The sequence below is a fragment of the Pseudomonadota bacterium genome (assembly GCA_011049115.1).
Classification (GTDB): domain Bacteria; phylum Desulfobacterota; class Anaeroferrophillalia; order Anaeroferrophillales; family Tharpellaceae; genus DSCM01.
This window is the reverse complement of the sequence record DSCM01000133.1, coordinates 18970-36324: the sequence shown is the minus strand read 5'-3', so window position 1 is coordinate 36324 and position 17355 is coordinate 18970. Positions and strand designations below refer to the sequence as shown.

Genomic DNA, 17355 nt, shown 5'->3' with positions numbered 1-17355 from the left:
TAATAATCAATAATCTTTTTGCCGGACAGTATGATCAGAGCGAATGATATTATTGAGAAGGTAGCCGACTATTATCCGGCGGCAGATTTCGATACCATTCGCAAAGCTTACGCATACAGCGCCTACGCCCACCGTAATCAGCTTCGCCTCTCCGGTGAACCCTATATGATTCATCCCATAGAGGTCGCCAGCATACTGGCCGATATGAAAATGGATGTGGCCAGTATCGCAGCCGGCCTGCTTCATGACACCCTCGAAGATGATCCCTTGACCTCGGTTGAAGAACTCAGCCTGCGTTTCGGCGACGAGATTACCTCGCTGATTGAAGGCCTGACCAAGATCAGCAAGATTAAATTTAAAAGTTCCCGTGAGCACCAGGCCGAGAACTATCGGAAGATGATCCTTGCCATGGTCAAGGATATCCGGGTGCTGATTATTAAGCTGGTTGACCGTATTCATAATATGCGGACCCTCGAATTTCAGAAACCGGCCCGACAGGAGGTTATCGCTCAGGAAACTCTCGATATCTATGCGCCGCTGGCCAATCGCCTGGGAATTTCCTGGATGAAGCTGGAGCTTGAAGATCTCTCGCTGCGTTATCTGCAGCCGGAAATCTATCGCGAACTCGAGGAAAAGGTCGCCCGTAAGGAGCTGGAAAGCAGGGATTTTATCGATCGGGTGATTAAGTTGCTGCAGCGTAACCTGGATTATCATGGGGTTCAGAACCAGGTTTCGGGTCGGCTTAAACACCTGTTCGGTATTTATCGAAAAATGGTGCAGCGTAATATTGCTTTTGAGCAGATTTACGATACCATTGCTTTTCGGGTCCTGGTTGACGATAAGGCGGAATGTTATAATGTTCTGGGCATTATTCATTCTCTCTGGCGGCCGGTGCCGAGCCGCTTTAAAGATTTTATCAGTATGCCCAAGGCCAATATGTACCAGTCTCTTCATACTACGGTAATCGGTCCCGAAGGACGCCATGTCGAATTTCAGATTCGGACGCATGAAATGCATCAGATCGCGGAAATGGGAATCGCCGCGCACTGGCATTATAAAGAAGGCTACCAGCTTGAGGATCAGGATCGTAAACAGATGGATTGGCTGCGACAGATGATTGAGTGGCAGCAGGATGTTAATAATCCCGGAGAGTTTCTTGATTCGGTTAAGATTGATCTTTTTTCCGAGGCTGTTTATGTGTTCACTCCCGCCGGGGAGGTCAAGGAGCTGCCGAGCGGTTCAACTCCGATTGATCTGGCCTATAGTATCCACAGTAATCTTGGCGATCAATGCAGCGGCGCCAAGGTTAACGGCAAGCTTGTCCCTTTGCGCTATCAGCTGAAAAATGGCGAGATGGTCGAGATTGTCACCTCCAAGCGCCAGCATCCCAGTAAGGATTGGCTGGCTTTTGCCAAAACCGGCAAGGCGCGGGCCAAGATTAAACAATGGGTTAAAAAGGAGGAGGAGAGGCGCAGTATAGAACTGGGTCGAGAACTTTGTGAAAAAGCCTTCTCCCGCGACAAGTTGTCCTTGAATCAGGCTTTAAAGAGCGGCAGAATGCAGGCTGTGGCCACGGAGTTCTCTCTGGGGCATGCCGAGGGACTGCTGGCGGCGGTGGGGCGCGGTAAGATTTCGGCAAAACAGGTGGCGAATCGGATCTTTCCGGATTTGCGCGACAAGCCTGAGCCTAAAAGCAAAAAAGTAGAGACGGAGAACGCCAAGAAAAACGTTCGCGATGGAATCTCCATCAAGGATATCGATGATGTGATGGTGCGTTTTGCCAAATGCTGCAATCCTCTGCCGGGTGATGACGTGGTTGGTTTTATTACGCGAGGGCGAGGCCTGACCATTCATCGGCGCAATTGCCGGCATGTGCATCAGGGTGATTCGGAGCGCTACATGGAGGTTGACTGGAATCTGGAGCGCGCTTCTTATCATTCAGTCAAGATTCGAATCATGTGTGAGGACCTCAAGGGCATGCTGGTGGCTCTGGGAACCGCGATCAGTAGTCAGGAGGCCAATATCGCCAGCGGTTCTCTGAAAACCAGTATCGATCAGAAGGCCATTTGTCTTTTTGAGGTCAAGGTCAGGGATCTGGAACATCTCAAAAAGGTCAAGCAGGCGCTGCGGGCCGTGAAGGGGGTTTATCAGGTGGTGCGGATCAGTTAGCGGTTGCCGCGGTGGCCGGCAACCCGGGATAAACCCAAAAAAACCGGTACCGGATATCCGGTACCGGTTTTGCAGAGGTCGAAATAAGGCTTGGATTATTTAGTGATCGCGCCGGAGCGGATACAACGGGTGCAGGCTTTAATCTTGCGGCTCTGTCCGTCAATCGTGGCCCTGACTTCCTGCAGATTGGGCCGCCAGACTTTTTTGGTTTTATTGTGAGCATGACTAACGTTATTGCCGACAAGCGGTTTTTTACCGCAGATATCACAGACTCTGGCCATCTTTAAATACTCCGTCGAATTGGCTGGTTTATCGTAAATATTAAGAGAACCTCAAGCGCAACGATGCTCTCTGTTTAGTTAAAGCCTCAGTGAGGCTGTGCCCTTTAGCACGAATCAACAATGAAAATCAAGTATGATTTAGATGAGGATTGTCATGGCTGATAAAAAAACGCAAAGTCGCTTTGTTTTTTTAGGGGGAATTCCGGTTTTCGATTACATGATCGAACCTTCTTTGGAGGAGATTCGGGCGGCCGTCAATAATGATATTATCATGATTGACGATAAGATACTGTTGCCTTTGGGAACGGTTTTCTGTTGTCAGGTCGATGGCCGCGAAGCAATGCTGATAGTCAACCCTCTGGCGGCCTGCGAAGTGCAGAAGGTTAATGAAAAATTATACTATACCATGGCTTTTGGTGGTAAGCATGGGGAACGCAAGTCAGCCGATCTGCGGGTTTCGGATCTGCCGTCCCTGCTCAAGGGGCTTAACGCTGTTTATCCTGACGTTATTCGGACGGAAAAGGATCTGCACAAGGTTTTGGTCAAGCGCAAGGCCAAGGTGCAGTTGGGGGGCAATAATCGTAACCTGATTGATGCAATTCGCTGTCTTTACAACTCGGCTGAGCTTAAAGCCGAGAGTTCGGCGATTGAGTTCGAACATCTGTTTTTCTTTGATGTCAAGAATCCCATGTTCAAGCTTGTGAAAAACTTTTATCAGGATAATCAGGTTAAGATCGGCGATATTCCGGAAATGCATGTTGAAAATCTGGTGCCCAGAACGAGCTATGTTTTAACGATCGAGAACGATGAGGGCAAGACTCTGGATCGCATCGTGCTCTCTAACCAGACCAACGAAGAGATCATTCCGGTTGAACGACTGGCGCAACGTTATTTTGATCTTGAGTATAAGCTGCGCAAAGACAGTGAGTTCGTCGACACCAATCTGATTGTTAATTCGCTGACCAACCCGGAGGAACTGCGTCTGGTCTGCAGACTTCTGCATACGGCGTATGCCAGCGCCGTACAGACGTATTTCTGCCCGACCAAAACTTTGTTCCGCTGCATGGACGAGCTGGTTGCTTCGCGTTACTATACTTCGCGTCAGGAACGTTTTTTCAACAGCCGTGAGGAACTTATTCATGATGCGATAATTCCATTTATTCAGTACCTGATTTTAAATACCGATGAATTGTTGCTTATGGACAGCGTGGTTCGGCGGCGAGGGATTGATTTGACCTGCAGTCAACTTGTGCGCCAGATGAATCAAGGTAAAAAGGGAGAGAATAATAAGGGCGGTCGTTTGCTGTTGACCGAGGGTAGCAAAGGGGTTCGTTATACCGAGCGCCTGACTCCGGCACGGGCTCAGCTTTATTGGCGGAAGGCCCGCATGCCTGAAGACACGATTTTTCGCATGCGTTATGCCGATCGCCGGATTATCTGCGGGGATGATTTTGTCGATGAGTTGGTGTCAACCCTGGGCGCCGGGGATACCTTCGCCGGAATTTTCATTGCCTTGAAAGCGATTGGCTGGGACAGCGGGCATGCCCTGCGAGCCGCCACCCTGGGAGCCCAGTTCTTTATTCGCACCCGGCAGAGGCCTCGCATCAAAGATCTGATCGCCGAGAATGAACGCCATATCATGATGGGCACGGAAACCGAATTGCGGGATATAATTTCCCATCATCTTCATGAGAGTGGAGATCCGACCCGGTACGGCACGATTACCGATACGATTATCACCATCAATACCACGCAGGTTCACCATCCTTTTGCTGAAATTCTCAGGCTGGCCCAAGAGATAGTTGCCCGCAAGAAAAGGGCTGACGGTGCTGCTGCGACCGGAAGATTTGACGCCAAAATTTAAAGAGCGTGAAGAATCTTTTGTTTAAAGATTCTTCACGCTCTTTAAGAAAGACGGCACTTTTAGGGGTTATTTTTTTAACTTCCAGGGACTCAGGTCGTTGTCCGCGAACTTTTGGGGCAGATTGAAATCTCCGGCGGCGACCGCGAGTTTGACCAGACGGGAGCTTTCCTCCATGCCCAGCTCGTTCATCAGGGTCAGGGGACCCTTGGGCCAGGCCAGAGAAGTGATGATGCCGAGCTCCAGATCGTCGGGGCTTACCACCTCGTGTTCAATCAAATGGGTGGAAATGGCAAAAATGGCTCCCAGAAGTCGTTCCCTGACCTCGGTCCGGGCGGCCGAATCTTCGATGATCACGCCGGATTCAATATCCCAGGGACGACCGCTTTCAAACTGACTCTTCAGTTGGGGGCACATCGCGGGATAGCCGGTATCTGCCGCGCGCAGGTATGCGGCCATGGAAACACCGGCATGGTAGCAGGTGCCGAGACCCGCTCCGTTCTGGACCCACATGATGCCGAATTTAAGCCCCAGAGTTTCCTGGGAAATGCTTTCGAGGCTGATGGCATTGAATTTATCCCCATGGAAACTGTCGAGAACGACATAGCTGGCGATAAAAACGGGATTGACGGCAAATCCCGGAAAATCTTTAACCGTGATGGCCACTTTACGGTTTCTGCGAGCAAATTCCATTAGGGCGTGATAGGTGTCGTCGCTGGTTTTCTTCTGTCGGATGACTTCGACTAAACGGTTGATATTGGCCGGAAAGAAATAATGCAGGCCGGCGGTGCGACCCGGATTGTCGACTTTGGCCATGAGCTTTTCAATCAGAAAGGTTGAAGTGTTGCTGACGAGGATGGCGTCTTGGCGGCAGGCCTTGGAGAGCTCGGTAAAAACCTCGATTTTAAGATCCATTTTTTCGATTGCCGCTTCAATGACAAGATCACATTCCCGCAGTCCCGAGTAAAGACTGGTGCCGCTTATCCGGCCACTCAGTTCATCCATCTCGCCCTGGCTCATCTTGCCTTGGGCCACTCTCTTGCTCAATGGTTTGGTCACCCAGCGCTCAAACATGGCGGCGACTAGTTCATCATTGAGTTCCTTGTAAATAACCTGATAGCCGGCTCCGGCGGCATTCAGGGCGATGGCGGCGCCCATGACGCCGAAACCAACCACGCCCACGGTTTTGATCTCACTCATGGTCTGATTTCTCCTTGGCAAACCTCGTTGCTGATTTGATCCCCGCCGGCTCTGGAAAACCGTTTTTTTATTAGAAACGGAAGTCGGCGCGGGGGTTGTTGAACTTCATTATTTATTTATTCCCGCCGATTTTCCCGGTTGACGGCGATTTTATAACGCATGTTTAACCTTGCATAATCAAAGAAGGCTTACCAGAATGAATAAAAAAACACAATATTATTTTGCCCGAAATTTCCGGCTTGATTAATGGGAAAAAAAGTCGTATGTATATAAAAATATTGTTTCGAGGATGTCTTCCTTGAAATCGATATATTATCGATGTGGTAATATACTTTTGAAATGGTGTCGTCTGCGGTCTGCAAATTATATTCCAGGTTGGTTTGTCTCGAAGGAGTTTTAAACTCTTCAAGCTGTCGGCATTGAAAAATCAGCGTGGATTTAAGCGCTCAACATGGAGGACGAGAGGATGGCGGGAATAAACAAGGTTATTCTGGTCGGGCATCTGGGCGGTGATCCCGAAATGAAATATGGGAGTAGCGGTAACCCCTTTACGATTTTCACCCTGGCTACGACCGACAGCTGGGTTAAGGACGGGCAAAAGGAGGAAAGAACCGAATGGCACCGCATTATCGCTTTCGGCAAGCTGGCTGAAATCTGCGCCAAATGGCTTCATAAAGGTAAACAGATTTATCTGGAAGGAAGATTACAGACCCGTTCCTGGGAACAGGATGGGGTTAAACGCTGGACTACGGAAATCGTGGCCGGCACCATGCAGATGTTGGGGGGGCGGGACGGCGGTCAGTCGGCCGGTGGCGGCCAAGGTGGAGCTTTTGCCGGTGGCGGGAGCGGTGGTTTCGGTTCCGGGGGTCAGTCGAGTGCGGAAAATTCAGCACCTTATGGTCATTCTTCAATTCCCGACAACGGTCCTGATGATATTCCTTTCTGATTCAGAGTCCGAACGAACTTCGAATCGGGTAGTGGCGGCCACGGAGTGATATGAAAAAGATCATGCAGGAACGGCTGGTTATATAAGCTGGTTGCTCAAGCAAAGTGCCCCTCTCTTTTAAGAAGGGGCACTTTGCTTTTTTGCGAAAAGGCGAGGACATGGCCTTTCTCGGCGAAAGATAAGGAAAGGCATGGATAAGGCAGGTTGCGGTTTAGCTTACCGGAGGTTCAATCAATGCCGAATTTTTATCAGAAACCATATATTGTTAGAACCTTGGCGCCTTTCGCGGTGGATGGTCTGGCTATTCCCTATGCCGAATTCGTTCCCAAGCTTTATAACCTCTGCATGACCCTGGGGTTCAGGAAAGGTTACATCATGCCTTCCCGGGCCTTTTGCTCCGATGAAAATCAGGGCTGGCCGATTATTCTGTTGACCAAGCATTTCGGCACCTTTCCTTTTAATCATGGCCGGGTGGGCGGCATCGTCGCGATTGACCGCCATGGTCCGCATGCCCATCATGGCGAGGATTCATTGATCGTGCAGGCCAGCCATGTGGGCTATGACCCGCATACCGGTGCTTACGGAAAATGGGTGCGCCCCAAAATGAAAGGTTCGTGCAGCTCCAACTCCTGCGGCAAGATCACGCATGTGATCACGCCCTATCTCGAACAATATCATTTTGCCCGAAATCGCATCTTTCTCCGGCGGGAAGATGCGGGGCGGCACCTGATAACCGTTAAGAATTCATTTGTCGATTTCCCCTTGCATCCGGTGAAAAGCGGCCTGGTCCTGCGGTTGGAGAACATCGCCAGAATTGACGCGGCCGGTCGGATCAATCCGATAGCGGCCCTTTCCACGAGCCAGACTTACGAGGTTTCCGAATCCTTTCGCCGGCGTCTTGAGATCGCAGGTTATGTGTGGAAGGGGGGAGAGGGGGAAGCGATCGGTGAATATCTGTATGATGACCTTTTCTTTTTTCAGGAAGCTTTCCATGAAACCGATGAGTCTATCCTGCTGGAAAGATCTCTGATCGAGTTCATGCCCACGATCGTCACCGCTCCCAACCCGGCGTTGAGAGCGGCCAAGATCAATATCCAGCTTGAGTTTGCCCGGACGGTGGAGTCCATTCGTCGGGGGAATGAGTATGCCGATAAAAATCTGCTTTATGTGGCGGGTCTCAACGTAGACATCTCCGAGTATCAGGGGTTTCCGGCAACCACCTATTTTGTTCCCTGGGCCGCCCATATTCAACTGAAGGACGGCACTCCGGAAGCCTATGCTCATCCGCTGGAGCAGAGTCGTTTGTTTAACCTGTTGCAGGAACAGGCTAGTGAAAACCCGGATCAGACGGATTTGAAAGAGCAGATCGGCAGAATGCTGGCCGCTCCCCGTTTTGATATCCGTTCCCCGAAGTAAGAGCTGATTTTTATTGCCCGATATCCGCGGAGTAAAAAAATGGTTATTTTTTTCAAGGAGTTTCATTGATGAATTTGTCGGTTCAGGACATCGCGCAACTGCTTAACGTCTCCGAGGACACGATTCATCGGTGGATTAAAAAGTCAATCATTCCATCTCGCAAAATCAACGAGCAATATCGTTTTGTGCGCAGCGAGATTCTGGAATGGGCCAACGCCCGGCATATGAAGTTGGCGCCGGATAGCTTTCTGGAGAAAGGACGCAACGGTTCGACGGTTCTGCCCTCTTTGGTGGAGGCGATTAGTCACGGAGGCGTAATCTATCAACTGCCCGGCAACGATTCGGCGTCGGTGCTGCGGTCGATGGTCGCCCTCCTAAATTTGCCCGAAACGGTCGACCGTGAGTTCCTTTATCAAGTGCTTCTGGCGCGGGAAAGTCTGGGTTCAACCGGTTTCGGGGGGGGAGTCGCCATCCCCCATGTGCGCAATCCCGTGGTCTTGAACGTCGCAAAGCCTTCGGTAACCCTTTGTTTTTTAGAAAAACCCATAGATTTCCAGGCTCTGGATGGAAAGCCCGTAAACGTCCTGTTTACCCTGATCAGTACGACGACGCGAGTTCATTTGCATTTATTGTCAAGAATCAGTTATGTTTTACACAATCAACGTCTGCAGGATGCCTTACATGAAAAAGCATCGCAACAAGAGCTGCTGGCCCTGCTGACTCTGATTGAAGGTGAAATTCCAGCGCGAAATTGAATCGATAGACCAAGGAACCGCGAGTGAATTTTTTTTTGCTGAATCTGGCCCTGATTCTGGTGGCCGGTAGTGGGGTGCCCGGGCTTTTTCTGCCGCGGACTTCGGTCTGGGGGGAGCGGAGCGCGGTTTTCCTGCTGGGACTTGGAGCCTTGTCCGGTTTGATCGGCAGCGGTCGGGTTTTTTTCCTGTCGGCTTTTTCGACCGCTCACGCTTTCCCATGGCCGCCCGCCGGCGGTTCCTGTCTGGGGCTTGACGCTCTGAGCGCCTTTTTCCTGGTGCCGATTTTTGTGATGGGTTTTCTGGGAGCGGTCTTTGGTCTGGGGTATTGGCCGCAGCAGAAAAACCAACACAACGCTTCCGGGTTGCGTTGCTTCTGGGGCACTTTGCTGGCGGGGATGGCCTTGTTGGTGGTCAGTACGCATGCTCTGGCTTTTCTGCTGGGCTGGGAGGTGATGGCGCTTTCGGCCTTTTTTCTGGTTACGACGGAAGACGAGCTTGAAGAATGTCGAAAGAGCGGCCTGGTTTATCTGCTGGCCACTCATTTCGGGACCCTGGTGCTTTTCGGCTTGTTTATTTTCTGGCGACATCTGACTGGATCATTTGCTTTTTTTTCCCCGGCGCTCGGGAGCGTCTCGAGGTTGCAGAGCCATATCCTGTTTTTTCTGGCTTTTGTCGGTTTTGGTCTGAAAGCTGGAATCATGCCGCTGCATTTCTGGTTGCCCGGTGCGCACGCGAACGCGCCCAGTCATGTGTCGGCGGTCTTGTCCGGAGTCATGCTGAAAATCGGGCTTTACGGCTTGATTCGCATCCTTTCCCTGCTGCCTGATCCTCCGGCCTTATGGGGTTGGTTCATTCTGGCGGCCGGAGCCCTGAGCGGTTTATTGGGGGTTATCTTTGCCTTGGCTCAGCATGACCTGAAGCGCCTGCTGGCGTATCACAGCGTTGAAAATATCGGCATTATCTTGCTGGGTCTGGGACTGGCCATGCTCGGCCGCAGCTATGGCCGGCCGGAATGGATTATGCTGGGAATGGCCGGCTGTCTGTTGCACATCTGGAACCACAGTCTTTTTAAATCGTTGCTGTTTCTGGGGTCAGGAGCGATTGTTCACGCGACTCATACCCGCCGCATCGATCAGCTGGGGGGGCTTGCGCAACGCCTGCCCTGGACGGCGGTTCTCTTTCTGATCGGGGCCGTGGCTATCTGCGGTCTGCCGCCTTTGAATGGTTTTGTCAGTGAGTTTTTTGTTTATCTGGGGGTTTTTAAAACCTTTATGGTTCCGGGAAATTCTGGTTTGATGGTGGGGGTCGCAGCTCCGGTTCTGGCCATGATCGGGGCCTTGGCCATAGCTTGTTTCGTCAAGGTCTATGGCGCGGTTTTTCTGGGGACGCCGCGCAGTCCGGCGGCGGCGTCGGCCCCTGAAGCGCCCGGCGTCATGCTTGCTTCCATGCTGGTTCTGGCCGGATTATGTCTGGTTCTGGGCCTGGCGCCGGGGCTGATGGTTCCGGTGCTTGAGCAGGCTATCGCCGCCTGGTTGCCGGTTTCGTTGTCGACCTACAGTCCGACCCTGGCGGGCTTGATTCCCTTTTCCGCCATCAGTTGGTCGGCGTTTCTTCTGCTGAGCCTGGTTTTACTTCCGGTTCTTTGCTTTCGCCGTTGTCGCAAGCCGTGGTCGCGGCGCAAAGTGGTCACCTGGGATTGTGGTTACGCCGCGCCGACGGCCAGGATGCAATACACGGCCTCATCGTTTGCCCGGACTTTACTGGGCTTGTTCGTCTGGGTTCTCAAACCTGAAGTCAGGGGGCCTGAAATCAGAGGCGTAATGCCGGAGAGAAGCCGTCTGCATAGCCATGTCGCCGAGCTGGTTCTGGATCGGGCGCTGATTCCGGGTTTCTGTCGGCTCAAAAGGCAGCTGCGCTGGTTTTATCGTTTCCAGCAGGGACAGACGCGTCTCTATGTTCTGTATGTCGTCGTGGCCGTTTTACTCATGCTGACGACCCTGCTTCCTTTTGCCGAGATCTTCGCCGGCCTGCTTTAAGAGCGAAGAATCAGATAGGTGCTTTCTTTATGCCGGACGCGAATGTGTCCGGTTTTCTGCGTTTGGTTTACGGTCATCAGACGCCTGGGGTAAGCAAAAGAAAAAATGTCAGCCGGCCTGCATGGGGTTGGTTAATTCTGTAGATTTTGTTGAGAGGTTTAAAAAAAGATGGAAGGGCTTGGGTTGGTGTTTTGGGGTCTGGGGTTGTTGCTTTTCAGCGGTTTACCGGCGAGTCTGTTGCCGCTCGGACCGACGGCGGGGCAGCGTTTGACAGTGAGTCTGCTGCTGACCGGAAGCCTGTTGGGCATCCTGAGTACGGGATGGTCTTGGTGCGGTACCGAGGTTTCGGTCCTGTCCTTGCCCTGGTGTTTGCCCTGGGGAAGCTTTACCGTGGCCGTCGCTGCGCTCAGCGCTTTCTTCCTGAGCTTGATTTTCACGATTGCCGCACTTGGTTCAGTCTATAGCCTGAGCTACTGGAAACAGCTTGAGCATCCGGAAAATGGAAAGAAACTGGGGATCTTCTACGGCTTGCTGGCCGGGAGCATGGCTTTGGTCGTGATTGCCCGGGATGGCGTTCTTTTTCTGCTGGTCTGGGAGGTTATGGCCGTTTCGGCCTATTTTGCCGCCACGATTGAGGATGATCTTCTCGAGGTTCGGCAGGCCGGCGGATTTATCTGGTCGCCACTCATGTCGGCACCTTGTTACTGATCGCCATGTTTTCTCTCTGGCACCAGGCCACGGGTTCATTTTCCCTGCTGGTGGCCCCGGCGACGGTGCCGTTGTTCGGCGCGGGCTTGATTTTTGTTCTGGTGCTTCTGGGTTTCGCCTGTAAGGCCGGTCTCATGCCCTTGCATGTTTGGCTGCCGGAAGCCCATGCCAACGCCCCCAGTCATGTGTCGGCCCTGATGTCCGGAGTAATGCTGAAAATGGGTATTTACGGCCTGCTGCGAATCTCCAGTCTGTTTTCCTGTGGCGCTTCCTGGTGGGGTATCCTGTTGCTGGTTACCGGGGGGCTGAGTGGTTTATTCGCCATTGTTTTCGCTTTAAGTCAACGTGATCTGAAAAGGGCGCTGGCTTACAGCAGCATTGAAAACGTCGGTATTATAACCATGGGGGTGGGGCTGCCCTGCTGGGCCGGACCTGTGCCCGCCCGGGACTGGTGCTCCTGGGAATGAGTGGTGCCCTGCTCCATGTCTGGAATCATGGATTGTTCAAGGCCCTGCTCTTTTTCAATGCCGGGGCGATTATTCATGCCGGGCACACTCGCGATCTCGAACAAATGGGGGGCGCTAAAAAAATGCCGGTGAGCGCGGCTCTTTTTCTGGTTGGGGCACTGGCCATCTGCGCCTTGCCGCCGCTTAACGGTTTTGTCGGCGAATGGTTTATTTATCTGGGTTTGTTTAAAACCCTCGCGACGAAAACGCCGGAAGCGAGTTTGGCCCTGGCGGGTGCCGGTGCCGTGGCCCTGGCCACGATCGGCGCTCTGGCGGCGGTCGTCACCTTTGTCAAACTCTATGGCGCCATTTTCCTGGGCGTTCCACGCTCGTCGGCTTCCGCGGCGGCGCATGATCCCGAAATCAGCATGCTGGCGCCTATGTTTTTATTGGCGGGCGGTTGTTTTTTCATCGGCCTGCTGCCGATGGCGGTGTCGCCTTTGTTTGAGAAAGCCGTGCGTTGCTGGATGCCCCTGCTCGATCCGGCCCAGAAGCTTGCCCTTTTGGCCTCACCTTCAGGACTGGCCTCTTGTAACGGTATAAGTTTGATCGCTTTGCTTGTGGCGGGGGCCTGGTATCTGCGCGCGCGGAAGAAAAAAATAGTGGGCTCGGGGCCGACCTGGGATTGTGGTTATTCGCAACCTGCGGCAAAAATGCAGTACACGGGGACTTCGTTTACCCAGCCGCTTAGCAAACTTTTCGGTTTTGTCTTATGGCCCATGATTCGTTTTCCCGCGCTGACCTTTTCACCTTTTCCGCAAAAAACTGAATTTCAGGAAGTCATGCCGGACACCGTCTTGGACAGACTGGTTTTGCCGGCATTTAAAATGGCAAGTCGAGTTGTGCCCAAGATCTACATCCTTCAGCATGGCTGGACGCATATCTATGTTCTCTACGTCCTGTTGATGACTTTGGGCCTCTTTATCTTCGGCGGCGTGGGAGGTGGTTTATGATCAATCTGCCGGTGCATCTGTTTCTCTTGTTGGTTTTACCGCCAATTTTACTGGGAGTGGTCAATAAAACTAAAGCTTTTTTGGCCGGACGTAAAGGCGCTCCTTTTTTTCAGTTTTACTATGATCTTTTCAAGCTTATGCGTAAGGGTTTGGTTCTGAGCGGAACCACCACCTGGGTTTTTCAGGCCGGCCCGATTATCACGCTGATCGCGGTGCTGGCCGCCGCCGTCCTGATTCCGCTCGGCAGTTCTCCGGCCCTGGTCTCCTTTACCGGGGATTTTCTCCTGTTTGCCTACCTTTTCGGCCTGGCCCGGTTTTTTACGACCGCCGCCGCCCTGGATACCGGTTCAGCCTTTGAAGGTATGGGGGCTTCCCGTGAGGTGACGTTCGCGGTCCTGACCGAGCCCGCGATGTTTTTTGCTTTTTTGGTGCTGGCCAAACTTTCCGGCTCACTTTCTCTTGCCGGCATGCTGCACGATCCAGAGGTTTCTCTTTTTCATCGGGGCAGTGCGGCTTCAATCGTCATGATCGCCCTGGGTTTTTATATTGTCTTCCTGGCCGAGAACAGCCGTATTCCGGTGGATGACCCCAATACCCATCTTGAATTGACCATGATCCATGAAGTTATGGTGCTTGATCACAGTGGGCCTCTGCTGGGCCTGATTGAATATGCCTCGTCGTTAAAGTTCATGGTTCTCGGTTCCGTTTTTCTTAATCTCGTGCTGCCGGCAGCTTCCGGAAAAATCTGGCTGGACTGGCTGATCTTTATCACCGGTTTGCTTGGGCTTGCGGTTTCGGTCGGGGTTATCGAATCGATCATGGCCCGCCTGCGGATGTCGAGAGTGCCGTCCTTATTGATCGTCTCCGTTCTTTTATGCGGTTCGGCCTTTGTGGTTTTGTTGAGGTGATTTGATGGATCAGTTAATGAATGCGATTTTCATGCTCATTCTGGCGCTTAATCTTTTTGCCCTCGGCAACGCGAGCATCATTTCGGTGATTCGCATCGTGGCTTTACAGGGGGTGCTGATGGGGTTTTTACCTCTGTTCATCCATTCGCATCTCTCCTTTGCCACAATTCTGGCTTCACTGGCGGCCATTTCCCTGAAGGGGATCGTTATTCCCGCAATTATGATCAAAGCTCTGCGCGATGTGCAGATCAAACGGGAAGTTGAACCCATTATCGGTTTGCTGCCGTCGACGATCATCGGCGCCCTGGTGACGGCGGCGGTATTTCTGATCTGCGGGCGCGGGCAGGTGCCGGGACAGTCTGAGTCGCTTATTATTCCAACCGCGATCACGGTCGTCCTGGTGGGGTTTATTCTGTTGACGACCAGGCTGAAATCATTGACTCAGGTGCTGGGTTATCTGGTGCTGGAAAACGGCATCTATATGTTCAGCCTGCTGCTGATGGAGGCGATTCCACTGGTCGTGGAAATGGGGATGCTGCTCGACCTTTTTGTCAGTATTTTCATTGTTTCAATCATTACCAACCAAATCAATCGCACGTTTTCCTCTTTGGATACGCGCCATCTTTCTTCTCTTAAGGAGTAATTTCATGGCCCTGGCCCTGATTCTGTTACCTCTGGCCATGGCCGCTTTGGCCATGGTGGTGACCAGTAATTACTGGCGTCCCTGGCTCATGCCGGTGACGGCCTTGGCGCATACCGCCGGTACTGTTTTGGTGCTTATTTTCCCTCAGTGGGGAAGCCGGACGCCCTGGCTCGTGCTGGATCCGGTCGGAGCGATCATTCTGCTGACCATAACCCTGCTGTATCTGTTCTCGTCTTTTTACACGGTGGGCTATCTTAAATTCAGACAGGAACGGCCCAATCGCATCTTTGTTGCTTGTCTGCTGGCTTTTCTCGGGCTGATAACCCTGGTTGCCTGGGCTCACCATCTCGGACTCTTATGGGTGGCGATCGAGGGCACCACCCTGGTTACGGCTCCCCTGATCTATTTCAATCATACCCCGCGCAGTATCGAAGCCACCTGGAAATATCTGCTGGTCGGATCCGTGGGTATCGCGCTGGCCCTGTTGGGAACCTTTTTCCTGGCCTATTCCTCCCTGCAGGGAGGAATGGAAGCGACTCTGGGTTTTACCGAGCTGCTTGAGAACGGACCGGGCTTGGCGAAACCCTGGTTGCGAGCCGCGTTCATCCTGATTCTGGTTGGTTATGGGACGAAGATGGGGCTGGCTCCCATGCACACCTGGAAACCCGATGCCTATGGTGAAGCTTCCGGCGTGGTCGGTTGTATCTTTGCCGGCGGGATTACCAGCGGCGCCTTTCTCGCTTTGCTGCGGATCTATCAGATCGGTCTTGCCGCGGGGGAACAGCAATTTATGGCGAAACTGCTGGTTTTCATGGGCCTGTTTTCCATGGCGGTCGCCGGTATTTTCATGCTCAGCCAGCGTGATTTCAAACGCATGCTGGCCTATTCCAGCGTCGAGCATATGGGGATCCTGGTTCTGGGCCTGGGAATCGGCGGCCCGGCCCTGTTCGGAACCCTGCTGCATATGATCAATAATGCCATGACCAAGGGGGTCTTGTTTCTTTCGGCCGGCAATATTCACCGGGCTTACGCGAGCAAGAATACCGATCAGGTGTGCGGCGCTCTCCGGCGTCTGCCGTTATCTGGGGCTTTGTTTCTGGCCGGTTTCCTGGCGATTACCGGATCGCCTCCCTTCGCTCCCTTTATCAGTGAATTCTCGATTCTTGACGCCGCTTTCAGCACCGGGCGTTTCTGGGCCGGAGGGCTCTTCCTGGTATTTCTGTTCCTGGTCTTTATCGGCATGGGGATCACGGTTTTACGCGTGGTGCAGGGTCGAGTTCCCACGGATGTGATCGGCTCCGGTTACCGGGATGTTTTCCTGACGGCGGCGCCGGTGTTGGCTTTTATGGCAATCGTCTTGCTGCTGGGCCTGTACATTCCGGAATTTCTGCAATCCATGCTCAATAACGCCGTCAGCTTTCTGGAGAATCGAGGATGATGCCCATGTCGACCAAACTTGCGACCATCGCCAACGGTGGGGTTGTTTCTCTGAAGGATATCCCTGGTTTGGCGGTTGATGATTTTATGCAGACCATCAGCGCCGCGGTTGAGCGGGGCCAAAGGGTGAGCGCCCTGTTCGCTGCGCCTTCGCCGTCGGAAGCAAACACGATTCTGTACGTTGTCCTGGCCGATGATGAGGATAATCATCTCTATGTCGGCCGTAGCGAGGTGACGGAAACGAGTTTTCCCTCCCTGGCTTCGAACTGTCACCAGGTTCAGCTCTTTGAGCGGGAAATTGCCGAGCAGTTCGGCCTCAAAGCCCGGTCTCATCCCTGGTTTAAGCCGGTGCGTTACCGCCCATCCTGGACGGGCCGGGATGCCTGGGAGCGGCCGGCGGGTGAACCGATATTGCCGGCGGTCGGTGATTTTTACCGGATTGCCGGGGACCAGGTTCATGAGGTGGCGGTCGGTCCGGTTCATGCCGGCGTTATTGAACCGGGGCATTTTCGTTTTCAATGTCATGGGGAAGAGGTTTTTCATCTGGAGATCGCGCTGGGCTATCAGCATCGTGGGGTGGAAGAAGCTCTGCCCGGTGGACCGAATGCCAGAACCCTGCATTTTATGGAAACCCTGGCCGGCGATACCACGATCGGTCACAGCCTGGCTTATTGTCAGGTGTTTGAAGGTTTTGCCCATATACAAAAACCGGTGCGCGCCCAGGCCCTGCGGGGCATTGCTCTGGAATTTGAGCGGCTGGCCAATCATGTGGGCGATCTCGGCGCCTTGTCGGGAGATGTCGGTTTTTTGCCGACCGCAAGTTATTGCGGTCGCATTCGGGGTGAGTTTTTAAACCTGACCGCCTATCTTTGCGGCAATCGTTTCGGGCGGGGGCTGATTCAACCGGGCGGAGTGGGGTTTGATGTCGACCAGAGTGGGATCGAGGAATTACTGCGCCGGCTGCGCATTCTGAAAAAGGAATCGAGCGAGGCGATTAATCTTTTATGGGAGAATCAGTCGGTGATGGCCCGTTTTGAGGACACCGGTCGTCTGGCCCGGGAGACCGCCGTCGCCCTGGGAATTGTCGGGCCGGCGGCGCGCGCCTGTGGTCTGCCGCGGGATGTGCGCTACGACCATCCCACGGGGATTTATCGTTTCGCGCAGATTCCGATTTCCACTTATGACTCAGGGGATGTTCTGGGGCGGGCCTATGTTCGGTGGCTGGAAATTCAGCAGTCCCTTGCTTTTATCGAGGAACAGTTGAAACATTTGCCCTCCGGCAAGGTGAGGGTTACTTCCGCTCCGCTGCAGGCCGATTCCCTGGCGGTGGCCCTCTGCGAAGGCTGGCGGGGTGAAATTTGCCATGTCGGCATCACCGATGCGGGCGGCAGTTTCGCCCGCTACAAGATCGTCGATCCATCTTTTCACAACTGGTTTGCTCTGGCTCAGGTTTTGCGGCGGCAGGAAATTTCCGATTTTCCCTTGTGCAACAAGAGTTTCAATCTTTCCTATTGTGGGCATGATCTTTAAAAGTTT

15 protein-coding genes are annotated in these 17355 nt (G+C 53.0%); 13 read left to right on the top strand and 2 right to left on the bottom strand.

All coding sequences use genetic code 11. The features are described 5' to 3' along the window. Positions 1 to 30 precede the first annotated feature (30 nt). Positions 31 to 2169: a bifunctional (p)ppGpp synthetase/guanosine-3',5'-bis(diphosphate) 3'-pyrophosphohydrolase gene (locus ENN66_11600; GenBank protein ID HDS17226.1), complete on the top strand. Its 2139-nt coding sequence runs from the start codon at positions 31 to 33 to the stop codon at positions 2167 to 2169. Between the two features lie 95 nt (positions 2170 to 2264). Here ENN66_11600 and rpmB read toward each other — a convergent pair whose 3' ends face one another. After that, a complete protein-coding gene (gene rpmB, locus ENN66_11595) occupies positions 2265 to 2450 on the bottom strand; it encodes a 50S ribosomal protein L28 (protein ID HDS17225.1) in 186 nt (61 codons plus the stop codon). 154 nt (positions 2451 to 2604) lie between these two features. Between rpmB and ENN66_11590 the strand changes: the two genes are divergently transcribed. Beyond that, positions 2605 to 4314 (top strand): hypothetical protein, encoded by a 1710-nt coding sequence (locus ENN66_11590; protein HDS17224.1) that lies wholly within the window; start codon positions 2605 to 2607, stop codon positions 4312 to 4314. A 66-nt stretch (positions 4315 to 4380) separates the two neighbouring features. On the opposite strand, the gene ENN66_11585 is transcribed toward ENN66_11590, so the two are convergent. Then, entirely contained in the window at positions 4381 to 5511 is a 1131-nt protein-coding gene (locus ENN66_11585; protein HDS17223.1) for a 3-hydroxyacyl-CoA dehydrogenase family protein, read from the bottom strand. Positions 5512 to 5977: 466 nt separating this feature from the next. On the opposite strand from ENN66_11585, the gene ssb reads away from it, so the two are divergent. From ssb to ENN66_11530, 11 genes are all read left to right on the top strand, one after another. Continuing rightward, positions 5978 to 6457, top strand: coding sequence for a single-stranded DNA-binding protein (gene ssb / locus ENN66_11580; GenBank protein ID HDS17222.1), 480 nt, complete (start codon positions 5978 to 5980; stop codon positions 6455 to 6457). A 234-nt stretch (positions 6458 to 6691) separates the two neighbouring features. Beyond that, positions 6692 to 7873, top strand: coding sequence for a hypothetical protein (locus ENN66_11575; GenBank protein ID HDS17221.1), 1182 nt, complete (start codon positions 6692 to 6694; stop codon positions 7871 to 7873). Positions 7874 to 7941: 68 nt separating this feature from the next. Continuing rightward, positions 7942 to 8628 (top strand): helix-turn-helix domain-containing protein, encoded by a 687-nt coding sequence (locus ENN66_11570; protein HDS17220.1) that lies wholly within the window; start codon positions 7942 to 7944, stop codon positions 8626 to 8628. A gap of 23 nt (positions 8629 to 8651) precedes the next feature. After that, on the top strand, positions 8652 to 10664 hold the full coding sequence (locus ENN66_11565; GenBank protein HDS17219.1) for a hydrogenase: 2013 nt from the start codon (positions 8652 to 8654) through the stop codon (positions 10662 to 10664). Positions 10665 to 10847: 183 nt separating this feature from the next. Next, positions 10848 to 11372, top strand: a complete 525-nt coding sequence (locus ENN66_11560; GenBank protein HDS17218.1) for a hypothetical protein — start codon at positions 10848 to 10850, stop codon at positions 11370 to 11372. Next, positions 11363 to 11839, top strand: a complete 477-nt coding sequence (locus ENN66_11555; protein HDS17217.1) for a hypothetical protein — start codon at positions 11363 to 11365, stop codon at positions 11837 to 11839. Before ENN66_11560 ends, ENN66_11555 begins: the two co-directional genes overlap by 10 nt. Then, positions 11836 to 12831 (top strand): hypothetical protein, encoded by a 996-nt coding sequence (locus tag ENN66_11550; GenBank protein ID HDS17216.1) that lies wholly within the window; start codon positions 11836 to 11838, stop codon positions 12829 to 12831. Before ENN66_11555 ends, ENN66_11550 begins: the two co-directional genes overlap by 4 nt. Then, positions 12828 to 13739 (top strand): hydrogenase, encoded by a 912-nt coding sequence (locus ENN66_11545; protein HDS17215.1) that lies wholly within the window; start codon positions 12828 to 12830, stop codon positions 13737 to 13739. The genes ENN66_11550 and ENN66_11545 overlap by 4 nt, the downstream gene beginning before the upstream one ends. Positions 13740 to 13743: 4 nt before the next feature. Further along, a complete protein-coding gene (locus tag ENN66_11540; GenBank protein ID HDS17214.1) occupies positions 13744 to 14382 on the top strand; it encodes a hydrogenase in 639 nt (212 codons plus the stop codon). 4 nt (positions 14383 to 14386) lie between these two features. Next, positions 14387 to 15820 carry a hydrogenase gene (locus ENN66_11535; protein ID HDS17213.1) on the top strand — a complete coding sequence of 478 codons (1434 nt, stop codon included), beginning with the start codon at positions 14387 to 14389 and terminating at the stop codon, positions 15818 to 15820. A gap of 5 nt (positions 15821 to 15825) precedes the next feature. Beyond that, positions 15826 to 17349 carry a hydrogenase gene (locus ENN66_11530; protein HDS17212.1) on the top strand — a complete coding sequence of 508 codons (1524 nt, stop codon included), beginning with the start codon at positions 15826 to 15828 and terminating at the stop codon, positions 17347 to 17349. Positions 17350 to 17355 lie beyond the last annotated feature (6 nt).